The 14,660-nt window shown below is 63.7% G+C and carries 17 protein-coding genes; 7 read left to right on the top strand and 10 right to left on the bottom strand.

Going from position 1 to position 14,660, the window contains the following annotated elements; genetic code table 11:
• The first annotated feature begins 55 nt into the window (after positions 1-55).
• From BXY39_RS17285 to BXY39_RS17255, 7 genes are all read left to right on the top strand, one after another.
• Positions 56-472 (top strand): nuclear transport factor 2 family protein, encoded by a 417-nt coding sequence (locus BXY39_RS17285; protein ID WP_170163929.1) that lies wholly within the window; start codon positions 56-58, stop codon positions 470-472.
• A 290-nt stretch (positions 473-762) separates the two neighbouring features.
• A complete protein-coding gene (locus BXY39_RS17280) occupies positions 763-2,199 on the top strand; it encodes an aldehyde dehydrogenase family protein (RefSeq protein WP_121940138.1) in 1,437 nt (478 codons plus the stop codon).
• The gene (locus BXY39_RS17275) at positions 2,199-2,960 is read left to right on the top strand and encodes an SDR family oxidoreductase (protein ID WP_121940137.1); all 762 of its coding nucleotides are present in this window, start codon (positions 2,199-2,201) and stop codon (positions 2,958-2,960) included. The genes BXY39_RS17280 and BXY39_RS17275 overlap by 1 nt, the downstream gene beginning before the upstream one ends.
• Position 2,961: 1 nt before the next feature.
• Positions 2,962-3,447, top strand: a complete 486-nt coding sequence (locus BXY39_RS17270; protein WP_121940136.1) for a hypothetical protein — start codon at positions 2,962-2,964, stop codon at positions 3,445-3,447.
• A gap of 187 nt (positions 3,448-3,634) precedes the next feature.
• Positions 3,635-4,525, top strand: a complete 891-nt coding sequence (locus tag BXY39_RS17265) for an NmrA family NAD(P)-binding protein (RefSeq protein WP_121940135.1) — start codon at positions 3,635-3,637, stop codon at positions 4,523-4,525.
• 66 nt (positions 4,526-4,591) lie between these two features.
• Positions 4,592-5,224 carry an NADPH-dependent F420 reductase gene (locus BXY39_RS17260; protein ID WP_121940134.1) on the top strand — a complete coding sequence of 211 codons (633 nt, stop codon included), beginning with the start codon at positions 4,592-4,594 and terminating at the stop codon, positions 5,222-5,224.
• 57 nt (positions 5,225-5,281) lie between these two features.
• Complete coding sequence (locus BXY39_RS17255) at positions 5,282-6,226, top strand: LysR family transcriptional regulator (protein WP_121940133.1); 945 nt, start codon at positions 5,282-5,284, stop codon at positions 6,224-6,226.
• Here the strand turns inward: BXY39_RS17255 and BXY39_RS17250 are convergent.
• From BXY39_RS17250 to BXY39_RS17205, 10 genes are read right to left on the bottom strand one after another with little or no spacing between them, the layout of a single operon-like run.
• Positions 6,135-6,395: a DUF2274 domain-containing protein gene (locus BXY39_RS17250; protein ID WP_121940132.1), complete on the bottom strand. Its 261-nt coding sequence runs from the start codon at positions 6,393-6,395 to the stop codon at positions 6,135-6,137. The two genes, BXY39_RS17255 and BXY39_RS17250, sit on opposite strands and share 92 nt — an antisense overlap.
• Before the next feature lie 3 nt (positions 6,396-6,398).
• Positions 6,399-7,616 carry a TraB/TrbI/VirB10 family type IV secretion system protein gene (locus BXY39_RS17245; RefSeq protein ID WP_121940131.1) on the bottom strand — a complete coding sequence of 406 codons (1,218 nt, stop codon included), beginning with the start codon at positions 7,614-7,616 and terminating at the stop codon, positions 6,399-6,401.
• The gene (trbG, locus tag BXY39_RS17240; protein ID WP_121940130.1) at positions 7,613-8,635 is read right to left on the bottom strand and encodes a P-type conjugative transfer protein TrbG; all 1,023 of its coding nucleotides are present in this window, start codon (positions 8,633-8,635) and stop codon (positions 7,613-7,615) included. The genes BXY39_RS17245 and trbG overlap by 4 nt, the downstream gene beginning before the upstream one ends.
• A complete protein-coding gene (trbF, locus tag BXY39_RS17235; RefSeq protein ID WP_121940129.1) occupies positions 8,632-9,321 on the bottom strand; it encodes a conjugal transfer protein TrbF in 690 nt (229 codons plus the stop codon). The genes trbG and trbF overlap by 4 nt, the downstream gene beginning before the upstream one ends.
• Positions 9,318-10,613: a P-type conjugative transfer protein TrbL gene (gene trbL, locus BXY39_RS17230; RefSeq protein WP_121940128.1), complete on the bottom strand. Its 1,296-nt coding sequence runs from the start codon at positions 10,611-10,613 to the stop codon at positions 9,318-9,320. The genes trbF and trbL overlap by 4 nt, the downstream gene beginning before the upstream one ends.
• Before the next feature lies 1 nt (position 10,614).
• Positions 10,615-10,890, bottom strand: a complete 276-nt coding sequence (trbK-alt, locus tag BXY39_RS17225; protein ID WP_121940127.1) for a putative entry exclusion protein TrbK-alt — start codon at positions 10,888-10,890, stop codon at positions 10,615-10,617.
• 1 nt (position 10,891) lies between these two features.
• A complete protein-coding gene (gene trbJ, locus BXY39_RS17220) occupies positions 10,892-11,668 on the bottom strand; it encodes a P-type conjugative transfer protein TrbJ (protein ID WP_121940126.1) in 777 nt (258 codons plus the stop codon).
• Positions 11,658-14,096, bottom strand: coding sequence for a conjugal transfer protein TrbE (gene trbE / locus BXY39_RS17215; RefSeq protein ID WP_121940125.1), 2,439 nt, complete (start codon positions 14,094-14,096; stop codon positions 11,658-11,660). Before trbE ends, trbJ begins: the two co-directional genes overlap by 11 nt.
• 4 nt (positions 14,097-14,100) lie before the next feature.
• Positions 14,101-14,370 (bottom strand): VirB3 family type IV secretion system protein, encoded by a 270-nt coding sequence (locus BXY39_RS17210; RefSeq protein ID WP_121940124.1) that lies wholly within the window; start codon positions 14,368-14,370, stop codon positions 14,101-14,103.
• Positions 14,370-14,657: a TrbC/VirB2 family type IV secretion system protein gene (locus BXY39_RS17205; protein WP_342779482.1), complete on the bottom strand. Its 288-nt coding sequence runs from the start codon at positions 14,655-14,657 to the stop codon at positions 14,370-14,372. Before BXY39_RS17205 ends, BXY39_RS17210 begins: the two co-directional genes overlap by 1 nt.
• Positions 14,658-14,660: the final 3 nt, after the last annotated feature.

Below are 14,660 nucleotides of genomic sequence, written 5' to 3'. Positions count from 1 at the left end.
TCGATGCTTCCTCGAACCGAAGCATCGGTTGATAGGTGAAATGAAAGAGGCTGAGATGACACCTCCAGACACACGCTCGGTCGTCGAGCAGTTTCTCAAATACACCGAAGAGCAGGATTTCGATGGGCACCGCGCCATCCTCGCGGAAGACTGCGTCTTCATTTATCCCTATGCGGCCGAAGGCGCGCCCGAGCGGATCGAAGGCCGGGACGCTATCATTGAGCGCGCGCTCATCGGTGGCTGGAAAACACGCAAGAGCATGAAGGTCGTCGGCTTCAAGTATGACGCGCTGGCCGATCCGGAATGGGCGCTCATTCAGTGGAGCAACACCTCGACGACGGACGAAGGCAAGCCCTACGACCAGCAATATGTCAACGTGATCCGCGTCGTTGACGGCAAGATGAAAGAATTCATCGAATACTATAATCCGCTGCGCGAACTGGCCGCCGGGAACCCCCGAGCCCGCACCTAGACCCTGCCTCTGCCCCCCTTGGCAGGAACAGCGGCCAAAGCGTTTGTCGGACCCGGCGCGTCATCGCACGCGCCGGGCTTTTTTTTGTTGTCATGCCCGTACAAATCAAGCGCGCGGACCGAATGTTCAAATTCTGCCATCGCTCGTCAGTTTCCAGAAATCACTCCCGCCGGCTGCTCCTTATCCTCGAAGCATGAAATCGGCTGTTGGCGTCGTCAGTTGCCAGACGTCAGCGCAGAACCACTGCAACCTGTCGCATACCGGCGTGCGCCTAACAATGGAGAGTAAGCATGGAGACTTATGATTACTTATGGATCGACGGCGAACGGGTCCGACCGTCCGGGTCGGAGACAGTCGATCTGATCAATCCTGCCACAGAGGATATCTATGCCCGAGTGGCGATGGGCGACACGTCAGACGTCGACAAAGCAGCGTGCGCTGCCCGGGCCGCATTCGCTTCATGGGCGGCGCGCCCCATGGGCGAGCGTGTTGCGATCATGAGACGCTTCGTGGACCTTTACCGGGAAAACGCCGAACGCCTGACGGTGACGGTGACGCGCGAAATGGGTGCGCCGGTTAAAATCTGCCGGAGCTTTCTCGTCGATGAAAATGGCAACGCCGCCGAAGCCTTTGTGGATCTCGCTGAAAGCTATCAGCACGAACAACCCATCAATGGCGCTCTTGTTATTCGCGAAGCTTACGGCGTTGTCGGCGCCATAACACCCTGGAACAACCCCCTCATCATGATGGTCGATAAGGCCGTGCCGGCGATGCTCGCTGGCTGCACGGTGGTGCAAAAGCCGGCGACACAGACATCTGTTGATGTGCTCGTCCTCGCAGAACTATTGGAGGAAGCAGGTCTGCCGAAGGGCGTCTACAATGTCGTCCCCGGCGCCGGGTCGGTGGTCGGACAAGCCATTATCGAGCATCCGGAGGTTGATCTTGTTTCGTTCACGGGCTCCACTGGCGGTGGGCGGAGGATCGCAGAGGCCGCCGCAAAGGGACCCAAGAAGGCAGTTCTCGAACTTGGCGGAAAGTCCGCTTGCATCGTTTTGGACGATTTCGACCCGCGAAAGGCGGCCGAGGTCGCCGCGGGCGCAATTTTTTCGAATTCCGGTCAGCTCTGCGCCGCGTGGAGCCGCCTCCTCGTACCGCGCTCCAGCCACAAAGCGATCGTCGAGGCGCTCGTAGCCCATGTAAACGCCATGAAGATCGGCGATCCTGAAGATCCAGATACGGACCTCGGTCCTGTGGTTTCAGCGAAGCAGAAACAGACCGTCACAGACTACATCCGGGTCGGCATCAAGGAAGGCGCGACGCTCGCCGTCGGCGGGCCGGAGACGCCGGACGGCCTCGAAAAAGGCTACTACGTCAAGCCGACAGTCTTCGACAATGTCGACAATTCCATGCGGATCGCACGGGAAGAGATCTTCGGACCAGTGCTCGTTGTCATCCCCTATGACGACGTCGATGACGCCGTGCGTATCGCCAACGACTCTGAATACGGACTGCATGGTGGGGTTCTTTCGAACGACCACGACAGGGCCTTGAGTGTCGCCAAGCGGATGAGCACCGGCCAGATCGGCCTCAATGCGTTCGCCTTCCACCTCACGGCGCCCTTCGGCGGCTATCGCATGACCGGCTACGGGCGATGCATGGGACCTATGGGGTACGAGGAATTTCTCCAGACCAAGGCCGTCATCTTCGAGCCGAAGGGAGGTGAATAATGACTGATATTTCGCTTGAGAACAAAACCGCGATTGTGACGGGAGCCTCTTCTGGTATCGGCGCCGCGACAGCCCGCGCTCTGGCAAGTGCCGGCGCGCGGGTGGCTCTTGTCGCCCGCCGGGCCGACCGCCTCGCTTCACTTGCTGAAGACCTCAATCAGGAGACGAAACGCTCTGATGCGGCGGTGGCGCTGTCCGCCGATGTTGCGACCAATGCGGGCGTCGAAAGGGCGTTTGCCGACGCCAAGACCGCGCTCGGATCGGTTGATATCCTCGCTAACATTGCTGGGGTCATGCTGGTTGCGCCGGTTCTTGGGACCAACACGGATCAATGGCGGCGCATGGTCGAAATCAATCTGATGGGGCTTATGCAACTGACGCAAAAGGCCGCAGAACATATGGTCGATCGCAAAACAGGCCATGTCGTTAATGTGTCATCGCTCGCGGCGCGGCACACCTCGTCGAACTTCGCCGTTTATTCAGCGACCAAGTTTGCCGTCGCTGCCTTTACAGAAACGCTGCGCAAGGAACTGATCGGCACTGGCGTGCGCACAACTGAAATCATGCCAGGCATCGTAAAGTCCGAGCTTGCCCAGCAGATCGAAGACGACGTCATCCGCGAGGACATTGGTCGGTGGATGGAATCTGTCACGCCTCTTGAACCGGAGGATATCGCCGAAGCGGTTCTCTTCGCGGTGACGCGACCGCCGAACGTCGCGGTCAGCGAAATGATCGTCCGTCCAACGAATGAGGAGCTTTGACATGGCAGACGCCATCACCCCAAAAGAAGTGCAGGCGCTGCGCCATAAACCGGTCGACGTCGCTCTCCTGAACAGCAATGATGTTCGCCGATTGATCTTCGACGTCTTCGCCCATTTCAGTCATCTTGCGCCCGCCGACTGGTTCCTCCAGCATTTTGACCCGGAGGACATGCACCTCGACTTCGGGCCGGTCCAGATACGCGACCATGACGGCTTTCGTGCTTGGTATACGGATTGGCTGGCCCATTGTCCGTGGGAGTATCACGAGATCAGCGGGATCGAAGTCGCCGGAGACGCGACCGGGGGCTTTCACGCTCAATTCCTCCTGCACCACACTGGTGAATGGCAGGGCGGTCCTGGCGAAATCAATGTGGCGATGACCGAAGACGGGCCATTCAATCGCCTCTTGCGTGAGACCTGGCGTCTAAAGGTCTCAGGCGGCGATCTGAAAATCACGTACTACGGTGCCGATTTCATTTTGCTCTGACGACGCAGCAATGACGCAATGCGGTTGATTCAACAGTGTCTCCAGAGAAGGTGAGTCACTCTTTACCGCGCAAGTGCTCGGCTAGTTTCAATTGAGCGCTTTGACGATCAGCGACCAGGCGAAAGTAAAAATAGTCTCCGATCGGGGTGTGCAGATCGTTTAACTGAAGTTCAAAAAGGATAGCCCCATGCCGACCACCCTTGTCACAGGCGCGACCGGTAACATCGGACGCGAACTCGTTCACCTCCTGTCGATCGATCCGCGTGTCGGCGAAATCCGGGTCGCGACACGCGATCCCGATAGCCCCTCGGCCCAGCTGCTGACGGCGATCGATCCCGCGATCGTGCATCCAGTGCGGTTCACGACCGATGCAGCGGATCTTGCCGAAGTCTTTGGCGATGGCGTCGATCGCATGTGCATGATCACGCCCATGGTGGGCGACATGGTTGCGTGGCAGGAAGCTGTCCTCAGCGCGGCGCGCGGTTTGAAACGCATCGTGAAAATCAGCAACGACGCGGCTCGTCCGACCTCGGAGGGGTCCGTTGAAGGCACGCCGCCAGCGGCGCACTGGGCGGGGGAAGAGATGCTGCGTGCCATGGACGTGGAGCAGGCTATCCTACGCCCGACGATCTTCATGCAGCATTTCATGATCGTTCCCGGGCTTTATCAGCGTGGAGACGACACGTTCTATCTGCCCTCCGGAGACGGACGCATGGCGATGGTCGACGCGCGCGATATCGCGTTCGCCGCGGCGGACTTGTTGTTACGTCCGAAAGCTGAGCTTCCGGATGAACCAATCTGTGTCACCGGTCCAGAGGCGCTAACCGGCGAAGACATGCGTGCCCGGATCAGCCTCGCCACCGGCCGGGCGTTCCAATGGAACAAGGATCCGGCGGCGTTTGAAAAGCATTCGAAGGCTGTCGGGACACCGGTTGAAATCGGAGGTGTCTATGCCGCCGGCGCTGAGGGTGCTTTCGCCTCTGTTCACGCCGACCAGTTTGAAACGGCGTTCGGTCGTCGTCCGACCAGCTTCGCCAAATTCGCGCTCGATAACGCCGCACATTTCCACGCCTTCTAGAACGGAGCCATAGCGATTGGTTGCTTGGAGGTTTTTTCGAGGAAGCAGAGATAAGGGAGTAGGTTTATGCGTATAGGGATCGTAGGCAGCGGCGCCATCGGAGGACCGCTCGGGCGTCTCTGGGCAAATGCGGGACACGACGTGATGTTTTCATCTCGACGCCCCGATCAACTACGGACGCTCGTCACAGCAGCGGGGAGCAAGGCGCGCGCTGGATCGGCCAATGAAGCCATGGATTTCGGCCAGATCGTGCTTGAGGCGGTTCCCTTTGCGGCTTCGCTCGATCTGCCAGCCGATCGGCTGGCAGGCAAAGCCCTTATCTCCGCCTCGAACTATTACCCGCAGCGCGATGGGGAGATTGATCTGGGCGGTGTGTCACAAAGCGAGGCGCTGGCGCAGCGCTTGCCGGGCGTTACCGTGGTCAAAGCATTCAACATGATGTTCGCCGAAGAGATCGAAGCGCGCGCCAACGGGGACACCAACGCTTCCCTTGCCATCTACTTTGCCGGTGACAGCGCCGATGCGAAATCTACTGCTGCTTCTTTGATCGAGGCGGCGAAATTCGCGCCTGTCGACGCCGGACCGCTGGCAGCAGGATGGATCTTCGAAAGCGGCGGCCCGCTTTATGCCAAGCGAATGTCTACAGATGAAGCGAAAAGCAAGCTGGAGAACCTTGCTCGAAACGGTGCTCCGTCGTGAACCGAAGCCTTATCAGCGGCGCTTCAACAAGCCCCCCTACTCGATTGGGCCGTACGCATGGCCGAGCATATTGAGACACTTCAACTGGTGAGCTTCCTCGCTGTCGCCGAGACGGGGAGCTTTCGAAAGGCGAGCGCGCGCCTCAGTATTGGCCAATCCGCCGTAAGCAGGCGGGTGCAGAGACTTGAAGATCTGCTCGGCGTATCTTTGTTCGAGCGACGGCCAAGCGGCGCAAGATTGACGGCAGCTGGATCGTGCTTTGCATCACGAACGCGCGCGCTTCTCGACGATCTCGATGCTGCGGTGGATACCGCGAGGTCGGCAGGCGTGGCAGGTAATGGACATCTCAGGATCGGGCTTATCGCATCGCTGTCGCGCGGGGCGTTGAGAGGCGTGTTCGAGAGCTTCCTGGCGGCGCATGACGACGTCGATTTATGCTTGATCGAGTCCGATCGAAGTGAACTCCTGACTCTGCTGAACCACCGGCGCATCGACGCCGTCTACGCAGCTGGCGAGCCTGACAACACTGTTGGCGACGGGCTCACGGTCGACGAAGAGGGCCTCTTTCTTGCCGTGCAAGCAGACGGACCGCTTGCTTCTCGTGAACATCTCGAGTGGGAGGACGTCGCGCAAGCCACATTCGTTGTCAGCGCGCGGGAACCCGGTCCAGAGATCCATGACTACATCATCCGTAGGGTGAGCGACCTCGGCCGCGCAGCGACCGTGCGTCGCCATCGCTTGGGTCGAGAAGGCATCATGACCCTTGTCGGGCTCGGATTGGGTGTCAGTCTCGTCGCAGACCATTGGCGTGGGGTTCAATACCCGAACGTCGCTTTCATTCCGATCGGGGCCGAAGACGAGAGGATTCCGTTCTCCTTAGCTTGGCGTGCAGAGAACGATAATCCCGCGCTCAGGCGTTTCCTGAGCCTGGCGCGGGTGGAGGCGAAGAAGGCCGCTTCTTCTCCTTTCGCAGCTTCGCAAAGCCCCGATCTGTCGCCATGAACCGCGCCAGCATGGGCGCGATCAGCTTGGCGGGCTCATGGGTTTGGCCGGTCTCGCGTGCGAGCGCCTCGGCATAGGCGACCAGATCGCGGTGGACGCCAGCAGGCAGTTCGAGAGCCACCTTTACCGGCTTGTCGTCGGGGATGGGTCCGAGTTTCAGTTTCGTCATCGATCAGCTTTCGTAGGGTTCAAGGATCAGGTCGCGCGTGACCATCACCCGGACTGGGAATCCGGGCCGGATGGTCAGGGTTGGCGGCACGGTGAGCTGGCGACGGACGATCTCGTCTCCGGCGCGGCCGACCGTGTCTTGAGCGCCGTCGCGGATCGCCTCGGCGATTTCGTCGTCCTCGTCCTGGCCGAACTCGAGACCGATATTGAGGATGGTGGCGAGGCCGGCGGCCCGCAGGAGCTGACCCCAATGATAGTCGACGCCGTCTTCGAGCCCGGCGTAACCGGCTTCGTCGGCGCCGGGCTGGCGTTCCAAGACGATGGAGCGCCCGTTGGGCAGGATCATCCTGGTCCAGACGAGGAGCACGCGACGCTGACCGAAGGCGACGCGGCTGTCATACTCGCCGATCAGTCGCGCGCCTTGCGGGACCAGGAGGAAGCGGCCGGTCGGGCTGTCATAGATGTGCTGCGTCACCTGGGCGGTGATCTGGCCGGGCAGATCGGAGCGCAGGCCGGTCACCAAAGCCGCCGGGATTGCGGCGCCGGCCTGGAGCACATACGGGCTTGCCGGATCTGTAAGACGTTCCGCGCTCATGGTGCGGCGATCAACAGGCTGGTCGAGAAACGCCTGACGCCTCTCGATGGCGTCCGGCTCCGATCCAGGCTGCGCGACCGTCGGAAACACCGTCTGCGGATCGATCTGCGGGCTCGTTGGGGCAGAGATGTCGAGGACGCCGCCGCTCTCGGCGGTGCTGGCGTCATGGAACAGCCGACTGAGGCGCGCCGCTTCCTGCTCCTGCAAACGCATCTGGTCTTCCGGGTCCATCGCGGGACCAGGGGCGACCGGCGCAACCGGGACTGGTTCGCCGCGCTCACGCGCCGCCAGAACCGGCCGCCCCAGTTCGCCCGGCAACGGCGGGCCGAGTTGCGGAACCTGGCTGTAATCCTCCGGCAGAGACAAGAGCTCGTCGGCGGTCGGCACGCGATCCGTATTGAACAGCTCGGTCGGCCCTTCACCGCGCTCTGGGTCCTGCAAGGCGACGATCAGGATCGCGCCGAGGCTCAGCCCGCCGACGGCGGCAAGGACGCCGAGCGTTTTGCGCGACAGGCGCATGACGCGGGGCGGATCGGGCCGCAGGCGCAGCTCCGCCGCGATCTCCGCCTCGGGACGCGGACCGGGCCGGATCTCCGTCTCTTCCCGGCCGTCGCCTGGGTCGCTCATGAGTCCGCTCCATCATGGCGTTCTGGCGCGCGACGCACGCCATCGGTGCGGACGATGCGCACCAACTGTTGACGATCGCCGAGACGCAGTTCGGCGGCGGCGAACAGACGGTCGACGATGATGTAGTTGCGGCGGATGCGGTAATTGACGAGCTGGCCTTCGCCTTCCGGTCCGATGATGAAGAGCGGCGGCATCTCACCCTGGCCGATGCCACGCGGGAACTCGATGAAGACTTGCCTTCCGTCATCGAAGGCGCGGCGCGGCCGCCAGGGCGGCCGGTCGCCTTCGATCCGGTAGCGAAACCGGAGATTGTCGAGGGCGACGTCGCGGCCGATCGGAAGCGTGGCCTCGGCGTCGGCGTTGCCGCGCCGCAGCGCGATCAGTTTGTCTTCCGGGTAGCGCCATGAAACCGAGGCCATATAGGCGCTCGGATGCGCGCGCAGCTCAAGATGGTAGGTCCGCCGGTCGGTATTGATGACGAGGTTGGTGACGATGTCGGGCCGGGTCGGCTTGACCAGGATGTGTGTGCGCTGGGTCTCGCCAGCGCCGCTGATCGTATCGCCGATGATCCAGCGGGCGGTGTCGCCTGCCGCGATCGGTCCGTTGCCGACAAGGTTTTCGCCGGGTTGGAGGGCAATGTCGGTGACCTGTCCAGGGGATAAGTAGACCTGATAGAGCGCCCCGGCGCTGTAGGGATAGAGTTGCACCGCGTTGATGAAACCGTCGCGCACAGGTTCTATGCGGGCTGCGGCGTTGGCCTCTTCGATCCGCTCGGGCGGCTCGCCGGCTTCTGGGAGCGGACCGCCGTCTTCTATGGACATGAGCTGTCCGGGAAGCGGCAGCGGCACGGGCCGCTCGACCACTTCGACCGGACGGGCGGGCTCCGGCAGGAGCGTCGCCTCGATGGGAGGGTCGTCATAGGCGATCTGCGGCGGACGGAAGGTCGCGCAGCCCGCCAGCGCGGTCGCCGCGAGCAGGATCGCCGGAAGCGCCGCTGAGTGAAAGTTCGAGTTTTTCATTGGGCGCTCTCCCGTGACCAGTTGATGGCGTGAACGAAAATGCCGAGTGGATTGCTGCGCAGACGCTCGGCGTCGCGCGGCGGCTGGATCGCGATGGTGAGGATTGCCGTCCAGCGTTCGGTCGCTGCGAGCTGTCCGTTCTGGTAACGGCGCTCGATCCAGGCGATGCGGAAGCTGTTGTCTGAGGCGCGGATCACGCTGGAAACCTCGACAGAGATCTGCGTCTGACCGACCCGCGCGAAGGGATCGTTGACCCGTGCATAGTCGTTGAGCGCGAGCGCGCCGCGATCGGTGGTGAAGTCGTAGGCGCGCAGCCAGCTTTGTCGGAGGACGATCGGATCGGCGGGGACCTGCCGAACGTTCTCGATGAAGCGGGCCAGGTGAAAGGCGATCTGCGGATCGGTCGGTCGGTAGTCTGCGGTTGCGGGCGCAACGGCCTGGGCCTGACCGAGTTCGTCGACCTCGACGACATAAGGCACGATGGTTCCTTGCGTCGATTGCCACGCCAGCGCACCTGCGAGCCCGCCGGAAAGCGCGAGACAGCAGAAGGCCGTGAGCCGCCAGTTGTGCGCCTGAACCCGCGCCGAGCCGATGCGCTCGTCCCAGGCTTGCGCGGCCTTCTGGTAAGGCGTGACTGGCTCGGGGCTTGTCGCGTAGCGGACGCTGGGGCGCTTGAAGAGGTTCATGGTTTCTCCGAAAGGCTGACCGACGTGCCCCCACCGCCATGGTCGCCGGAGCGGACGACATGGGCGGCCGTGGCGACGCCGTGATTGAGAGTCTGCTGGCGCCGGAGGCGCTGCGCCCAGGCGGGCGGGCCGTCATTGGCGGGCGCCGGCATGTCCGGCGTGTTCGAGAACTTGCCGCCGGTCGCGGTGAACGCGGCGCGCGATCCGCTTTGATAGCTCTCTTTCATCGCACCGGCGGCCTTACGTAGCGGACTTACCGCCGCGCTCATCCCAGCCTTGCCGACATTCGCGAGACCGGCGGCGACACCGGATGCGCCGCCGCCGGCGCCAGAACTGCCGAGGCGGTAGGCGGTGGACGCGCCGCCGGCGACAGAGGCCGCCCCACGTGCGCCCGCTCCAACGGCGCCGGCGGCCATACCGCCCGCCATGGCGCCGCCGACGGCAAGACCACCCGCCGCAAGGCCGGTTCCGACCGCAGCGCCCGCACCAAGCTGCGGACCGCCGGAAACGATGCCGTTGGCGATGCCAGGACCAAAGATGCCAAGGGCCAGCAATGAGAGTGCGGCGAGCACGACGGCCATCGCGTCTTCGATGGTGGGCTCGCCGGTGAAGCCGGCGGTGAACTCACCGAAGATGGTCGATCCGATGCCGACGATGACGGCGAGGACCAGGACCTTGACGCCCGAGGAGATGACGAGGCCGAGCACCCGCTCGGCCATGAACGCGGTTTTGCCGAACAGCCCGAAGGGCACGAGTACGAAGCCCGCGAGCGTCGCCAGCTTGAACTCGATCAGCGTCACGAAGAGCTGAATCGCGAGGATGAAGAAGGACAACAGGACGATCACCCAGGCGAACATGAGGATTGCGATCTGGATGAAGTTCTCGAAGAAGGAGACGAAGCCCATCAGCTCGCCGATGGCTTCGAGCAGCGGCCGTCCGGCGTCGAGCCCGACCTGCGCGATGCGGCCCGGCTGAAGCAATTCGCCCGCGGAGATACTGCCGCCTGAGGCGATCAGGCCGAGCCCGGCGAAGCTCTCGAAGATGATGCGCGCGAGCGCGTTCCAGTTGCCGATGATGAAGGCGAAGATGCCGACGAAGAGCGTCTTCTTGACGAGGCGGGCGATGATGTCGTCGTCGGCGCCCCAGGCCCAGAACAGCGCGGCGAGAGTAATGTCGATGACGATCAGCGTGGTCGCGAGGAAAGCAACATCGCCGCCGAGCAGTCCGAAGCCTGAGTCGATATAGGACGTGAAAACGTCCAGGAAGCGGTCGATGACGCCGACGCCGTCCATGTCACTCGTTCCCGTCCGGAGCGGCGTCGGCGGGACCGAAAAACCGCCGACGGTTCTCGGCCCACACCGCCTGGCAGGTGGTGTCCGTTACAAGGTCTTCTGGCGTGATCGTCCGGCAGCGTTCGAGTTCCGCGCGAAGCGGATCATCGGTAGGCGAAGCATCCTCGCTATGCTCAGACGGTGTTCGCCCGTCGAGCTGCGCGGCGGCGGTCAGCGCGGCCGCGATCAGGGCGATCACCGCGACGGCGCGCAGGAGTATCTGTGGGTCGCGCGCCATCTCAGTCCTGGAACATCCGGACCGTGGTGGGCGCGTAGCCCGTTCCGTAGTCGAGGAATTGGTTGAGATTCTCGCGGGCCTGGGCTTCGGCCGAGGCCCGCCGCGCAGCTTCGAGCGCCTGGGCGCGGTTCTGCGCGGCGATGGCGGCGGTCAGGTCGGCCATCTGGGTCGATTGCAGGGCGAGGAGCTGATTGCCTGCCTGCGCGGCCTGCAGGGCTCCTGTCGCGCCCTGGCTCTGGGCGACGAGCGTCTGCATCTCGGACCGCGCGCTTTCGATGTTGCCGACGACCCCTGCTTGGACACGCAAGGCGTCTTCGAACCCGGCCACGGAGTTGCGCCAGCGCTCGCGGGCGCCCGTCACCCGGGCGGCGAAGTCGCCGGTTCCGGCCGGCGCGCCATAGTCTTGCGCGAAGGCCTGTTCGATGTCGGCGACCGCATGCGCGATCCGTTGGGCTTCAGCGAGGAGCTGCTGTGTGCGCTGCACGGAGGCCTGCAATTGCGCCAATGAGGAATGCGGCAGGCTCGCGAGGTTGCGGGCCTGATTGAGCAGCATCTGCGCCTCGTTTTGGAGCTGGGCGATCTGGTTGTTGATCTGCTCCAGGGTCCGCGCCGCGGTCAGCAGGTTTTCGGCGTGGTTCGTGGGGTCGTAGACGATGCCGCCGAAGCCGCCGAACGGGAAGGCTTGTGCCGGCGGCGCAGTGATCGTGGTGACGCCGACGATGGCCGACGTCAGAATCGTGGCGGCGACAAGCGCGCTGCGCAGGGGTTTACGGATCATCGGAGGTCTCCTGTGCTGGGGGATTGAGAAGGTCGGCGGCCCAATGGAGGTCGCGGTGGTGGAGCCAGGCGGCGGCGAAGCCGCCGGGCCCATGCTTGGCGAGCACTTCGGTGATGGCGGCGTGATCGGTCTTGGACGACGCTGCCGTGAAGGCGAGCGCGACCTCGCCGAGGCCCAGCTCGAACAGCCGGTTGCCCCGCCGGGATTGGGCGTAATAGTCGCGTTTCGGCGTCGCGCGGGCGAGAATCTCGATCTGGCGGTCGTTCAGCCCGAACCGCCGATAGATGGCCGCGATCTGCGGCTCGAACGCGCGCTCGTTCGGCAGGAACACCCGCGTCGGGCAGCTTTCGATGATCGCCGGGGCGATGGTCGATCCGTCTACGTCGGACAGCGACTGGGTGGCGAAGACGACGCTCGCGTTTTTCTTGCGCAGCGTCTTCAGCCATTCCTTGAGCTGGCCGCCGAAGGTGGCGTCGTCGAGCGCGAGCCAGCCCTCATCGACGATGATCAGGCTCGGCCGTCCATCGAGACGGCCCTCAATGCGGTGGAAGAGATAGGCGAGCACCGCCGGGGCGGCGGCCGTACCGTTCAGACCCTCGGTCTCGAAGGCCTGCACATCGGCGGCCCCTAACTCCTCATGCTCGGCGTCGAGCAACCGACCGAACGGACCGCCGATGCAATAGGGCTGGAGCGCGCGCTTGAGCTCCTGCGATTGCAAGAGCACGGAGAGACCTGTGAGCGTGCGTTCCTCAACCGGCGCGGAAGCAAGAGACGTCAGCGCCGACCAGAGATGGTCCTTGGCGGTCGGATCGATGGTAACGCCTTCTCGCCCGAGCAGACCCGCGAGCCAGTCCTGCGCCCAACTCCGTTCGGTCGCGTCGTCGATCCGGGCGAACGGTTGCAGCGAGACCGCATCCTCAGCCTCGGACAGCGCTCCGGCCAAGTCTTCGAAGTCGCCTCCACAAGCGAGCGTCGCGCAGCGGATCGACCCGCCGAAATCGAAAGCGAAGACTTGGGCTTGCTCGTAACGCCGGAACTGAAGCGCCATCAGCGCCAACAGGACGCTCTTGCCCGTGCCGGTCGGCCCGACGATCAGCGTATGGCCGACATCGCCCACATGGGTGGAGAAGCGGAACGGCGTCGAGCCTTCCGTGTCTGCGAAGAACAACGGCGGTCCGTCCAGATGGTCGTTGCGCACCGGTCCGGCCCAGACCGCGGAAAGCGGGATCATGTGGGCGAGGTTGAGCGTCGAGATCGGCGGCTGGCGCACATTGGCGTAGAGATGTCCCGGCAGCGATCCGAGCCAGGCTTCGACGGCGTTCAGGGTTTCCGCCATGCAGGTGAAGTCGCGGCCCTGGACGATCTTTTCGACCGCTTTCAGTTTGGCTTCGGCGCGGCGTTCGTCCTCGTCCCAGACCGTCACTGTGGCGGTGACAAAGGCCGCGCCGACCAAGTCCGAGCCTAGCTCCTGCAGAGCTTCATCCGCGTCCACCGCCTTGTTGGCGGCGTCGGAATCCATCAGCGTCGAGGCTTCGTTGGTCATCACCTCCTTGAGGATCGCGGCGATGCCCTTTCGCTTGGCGAACCATTGCCGACGGATGCGGGTGAAGAGCTTGGCCGCGTCGGTCTTGTCGAGGCAGATGGCGCGGGTCGCCCAGCGATATTCGAAGGCCTGGCCGTTGAGCTCGTCGAGCAGACCCGGCCAGGTCGCGGTCGGAAAGCCGATTATGGTCAGCGTCTTGAGATGAACCTCGCCCAATCGCGGCGCCAGACCGCCGACGAGACCGCAATCGGCGAGCAGCGCGTCGAGGTACATAGGCGTCTCGGGTACGCGCACGCGCTGGCGGCGCGCCGAGATCGTCGAATGCAGATAGGTCAGCGTCTCCTCGTCGGAGAGCCAGGCCGCCGCCGGCATGAAACCGTCGAGTAGGCCCAAGACGCTGTCGGTCCGGCTAATGAAGCTCGTCAGATGCTCGTGGGGATCAGCGCCGCCGTCTTCGGCGCCCTCATAGAGCCAACGCTCGGCGCGGCTTGCATCGTCGGCCGGCGGCATCCAGACGAGCGTCAAAAAATAGGCGCTCTCGAAATGCGAACCGGCTTCTTCGAACTGCGCGCGGCGTTCGGCATCGACTAACGCCGAGACCGGGTCGGGAAATTCCGAGAGCGGATAATCGCGCGCCGGTAGCCGTTGCGCTTCGACGAACGCCGCCCAGCCCGATCCAAGGCGCCGGAAGGCGCTGTTGAGTCGGCCCGCGGTCGCCACCAACTCGGCCGGTGTCGCCGAGTCGAGATCGGGTCCGCGAAACTGCGCCGTGCGCTGAAGGCTGCCGTCCTTGTTGAGGACGACGCCAGGCGCGATCAACGCGGCCCAAGGCAGGAAATCGGCGAGCTTCGAGGCTTTGGAGCGATATTCTGCGAGGCGCATCATCGGCTCACGCCTCGAACCAGGTCGGGAAGCGCAGATGCCGGCGCGTGACGTCGACGATGTCCGGGTCGCGCTTGGCGGCCCAGACAGCCAGGAGATGCCCAACCAGCCAGAGCAACAGGCCGACCATCCAGAGCCGAAGTCCCAGGCCGACGGCGGCTGCGAGCGTGCCGTTGGCGATGGCGATCGCCCGCGGCGCGCCGCCGAGCAGGATCGGCTCGATCAGCGCCCGATGGACTGGCGCGGTGAAGCCGGGAATGTCGGCGCCGCCCGCCATCAGACGAGCGCCCCGCCGCCGAAGTCGAAGAAGGTCAGGAAGAAGGACGACGCGGCGAAGGCGATCGAGATGCCGAAGACGATCTGAACCAGCCGACGGAAGCCGCCGCTGGAATCGCCGAAGGCGAGTGTCAGCCCGGCGATGATAATGATGATCACCGCGACGATCTTGGCGACCGGCCCTTCGATGGATTCGAGGATCGCCTGCAGCGGCTCCTCCCAGGGCATGCCGGAGCCGGCCGCGTAAGCTGGGTCGGCGATCAGAAAGCCGAGCACGAGTGCTGTCACGTA

Source organism: Eilatimonas milleporae (genome assembly GCF_003688555.1).
In the GTDB taxonomy this organism is placed as follows: Bacteria; Pseudomonadota; Alphaproteobacteria; order Sphingomonadales; family Kordiimonadaceae; genus Eilatimonas; species Eilatimonas milleporae.
This window is presented reverse-complemented; position numbering and strand designations above follow the sequence as displayed.

Bases quoted from the DNA above. Each gene is read 5' to 3' on its own strand.
- BXY39_RS17285 (WP_170163929.1), top strand. From the start codon at position 56: ATGACACCTCCAGACACACGCTCGGTCGTCGAGCAGTTTCTCAAATAC.
- BXY39_RS17280 (WP_121940138.1), top strand. From the start codon at position 763: ATGGAGACTTATGATTACTTATGGATCGACGGCGAACGGGTCCGACCG.
- BXY39_RS17275 (WP_121940137.1), top strand. From the start codon at position 2,199: ATGACTGATATTTCGCTTGAGAACAAAACCGCGATTGTGACGGGAGCC.
- BXY39_RS17270 (WP_121940136.1), top strand. From the start codon at position 2,962: ATGGCAGACGCCATCACCCCAAAAGAAGTGCAGGCGCTGCGCCATAAA.
- BXY39_RS17265 (WP_121940135.1), top strand. From the start codon at position 3,635: ATGCCGACCACCCTTGTCACAGGCGCGACCGGTAACATCGGACGCGAA.
- BXY39_RS17260 (WP_121940134.1), top strand. From the start codon at position 4,592: ATGCGTATAGGGATCGTAGGCAGCGGCGCCATCGGAGGACCGCTCGGG.
- BXY39_RS17255 (WP_121940133.1), top strand. From the start codon at position 5,282: ATGGCCGAGCATATTGAGACACTTCAACTGGTGAGCTTCCTCGCTGTC.
- BXY39_RS17250 (WP_121940132.1), bottom strand. From the start codon at position 6,395: ATGACGAAACTGAAACTCGGACCCATCCCCGACGACAAGCCGGTAAAG.
- BXY39_RS17245 (WP_121940131.1), bottom strand. From the start codon at position 7,616: ATGAGCGACCCAGGCGACGGCCGGGAAGAGACGGAGATCCGGCCCGGT.
- trbG (WP_121940130.1), bottom strand. From the start codon at position 8,635: ATGAAAAACTCGAACTTTCACTCAGCGGCGCTTCCGGCGATCCTGCTC.
- trbF (WP_121940129.1), bottom strand. From the start codon at position 9,321: ATGAACCTCTTCAAGCGCCCCAGCGTCCGCTACGCGACAAGCCCCGAG.
- trbL (WP_121940128.1), bottom strand. From the start codon at position 10,613: ATGGACGGCGTCGGCGTCATCGACCGCTTCCTGGACGTTTTCACGTCC.
- trbK-alt (WP_121940127.1), bottom strand. From the start codon at position 10,890: ATGGCGCGCGACCCACAGATACTCCTGCGCGCCGTCGCGGTGATCGCC.
- trbJ (WP_121940126.1), bottom strand. From the start codon at position 11,668: ATGATCCGTAAACCCCTGCGCAGCGCGCTTGTCGCCGCCACGATTCTG.
- trbE (WP_121940125.1), bottom strand. From the start codon at position 14,096: ATGATGCGCCTCGCAGAATATCGCTCCAAAGCCTCGAAGCTCGCCGAT.
- BXY39_RS17210 (WP_121940124.1), bottom strand. From the start codon at position 14,370: ATGGCGGGCGGCGCCGACATTCCCGGCTTCACCGCGCCAGTCCATCGG.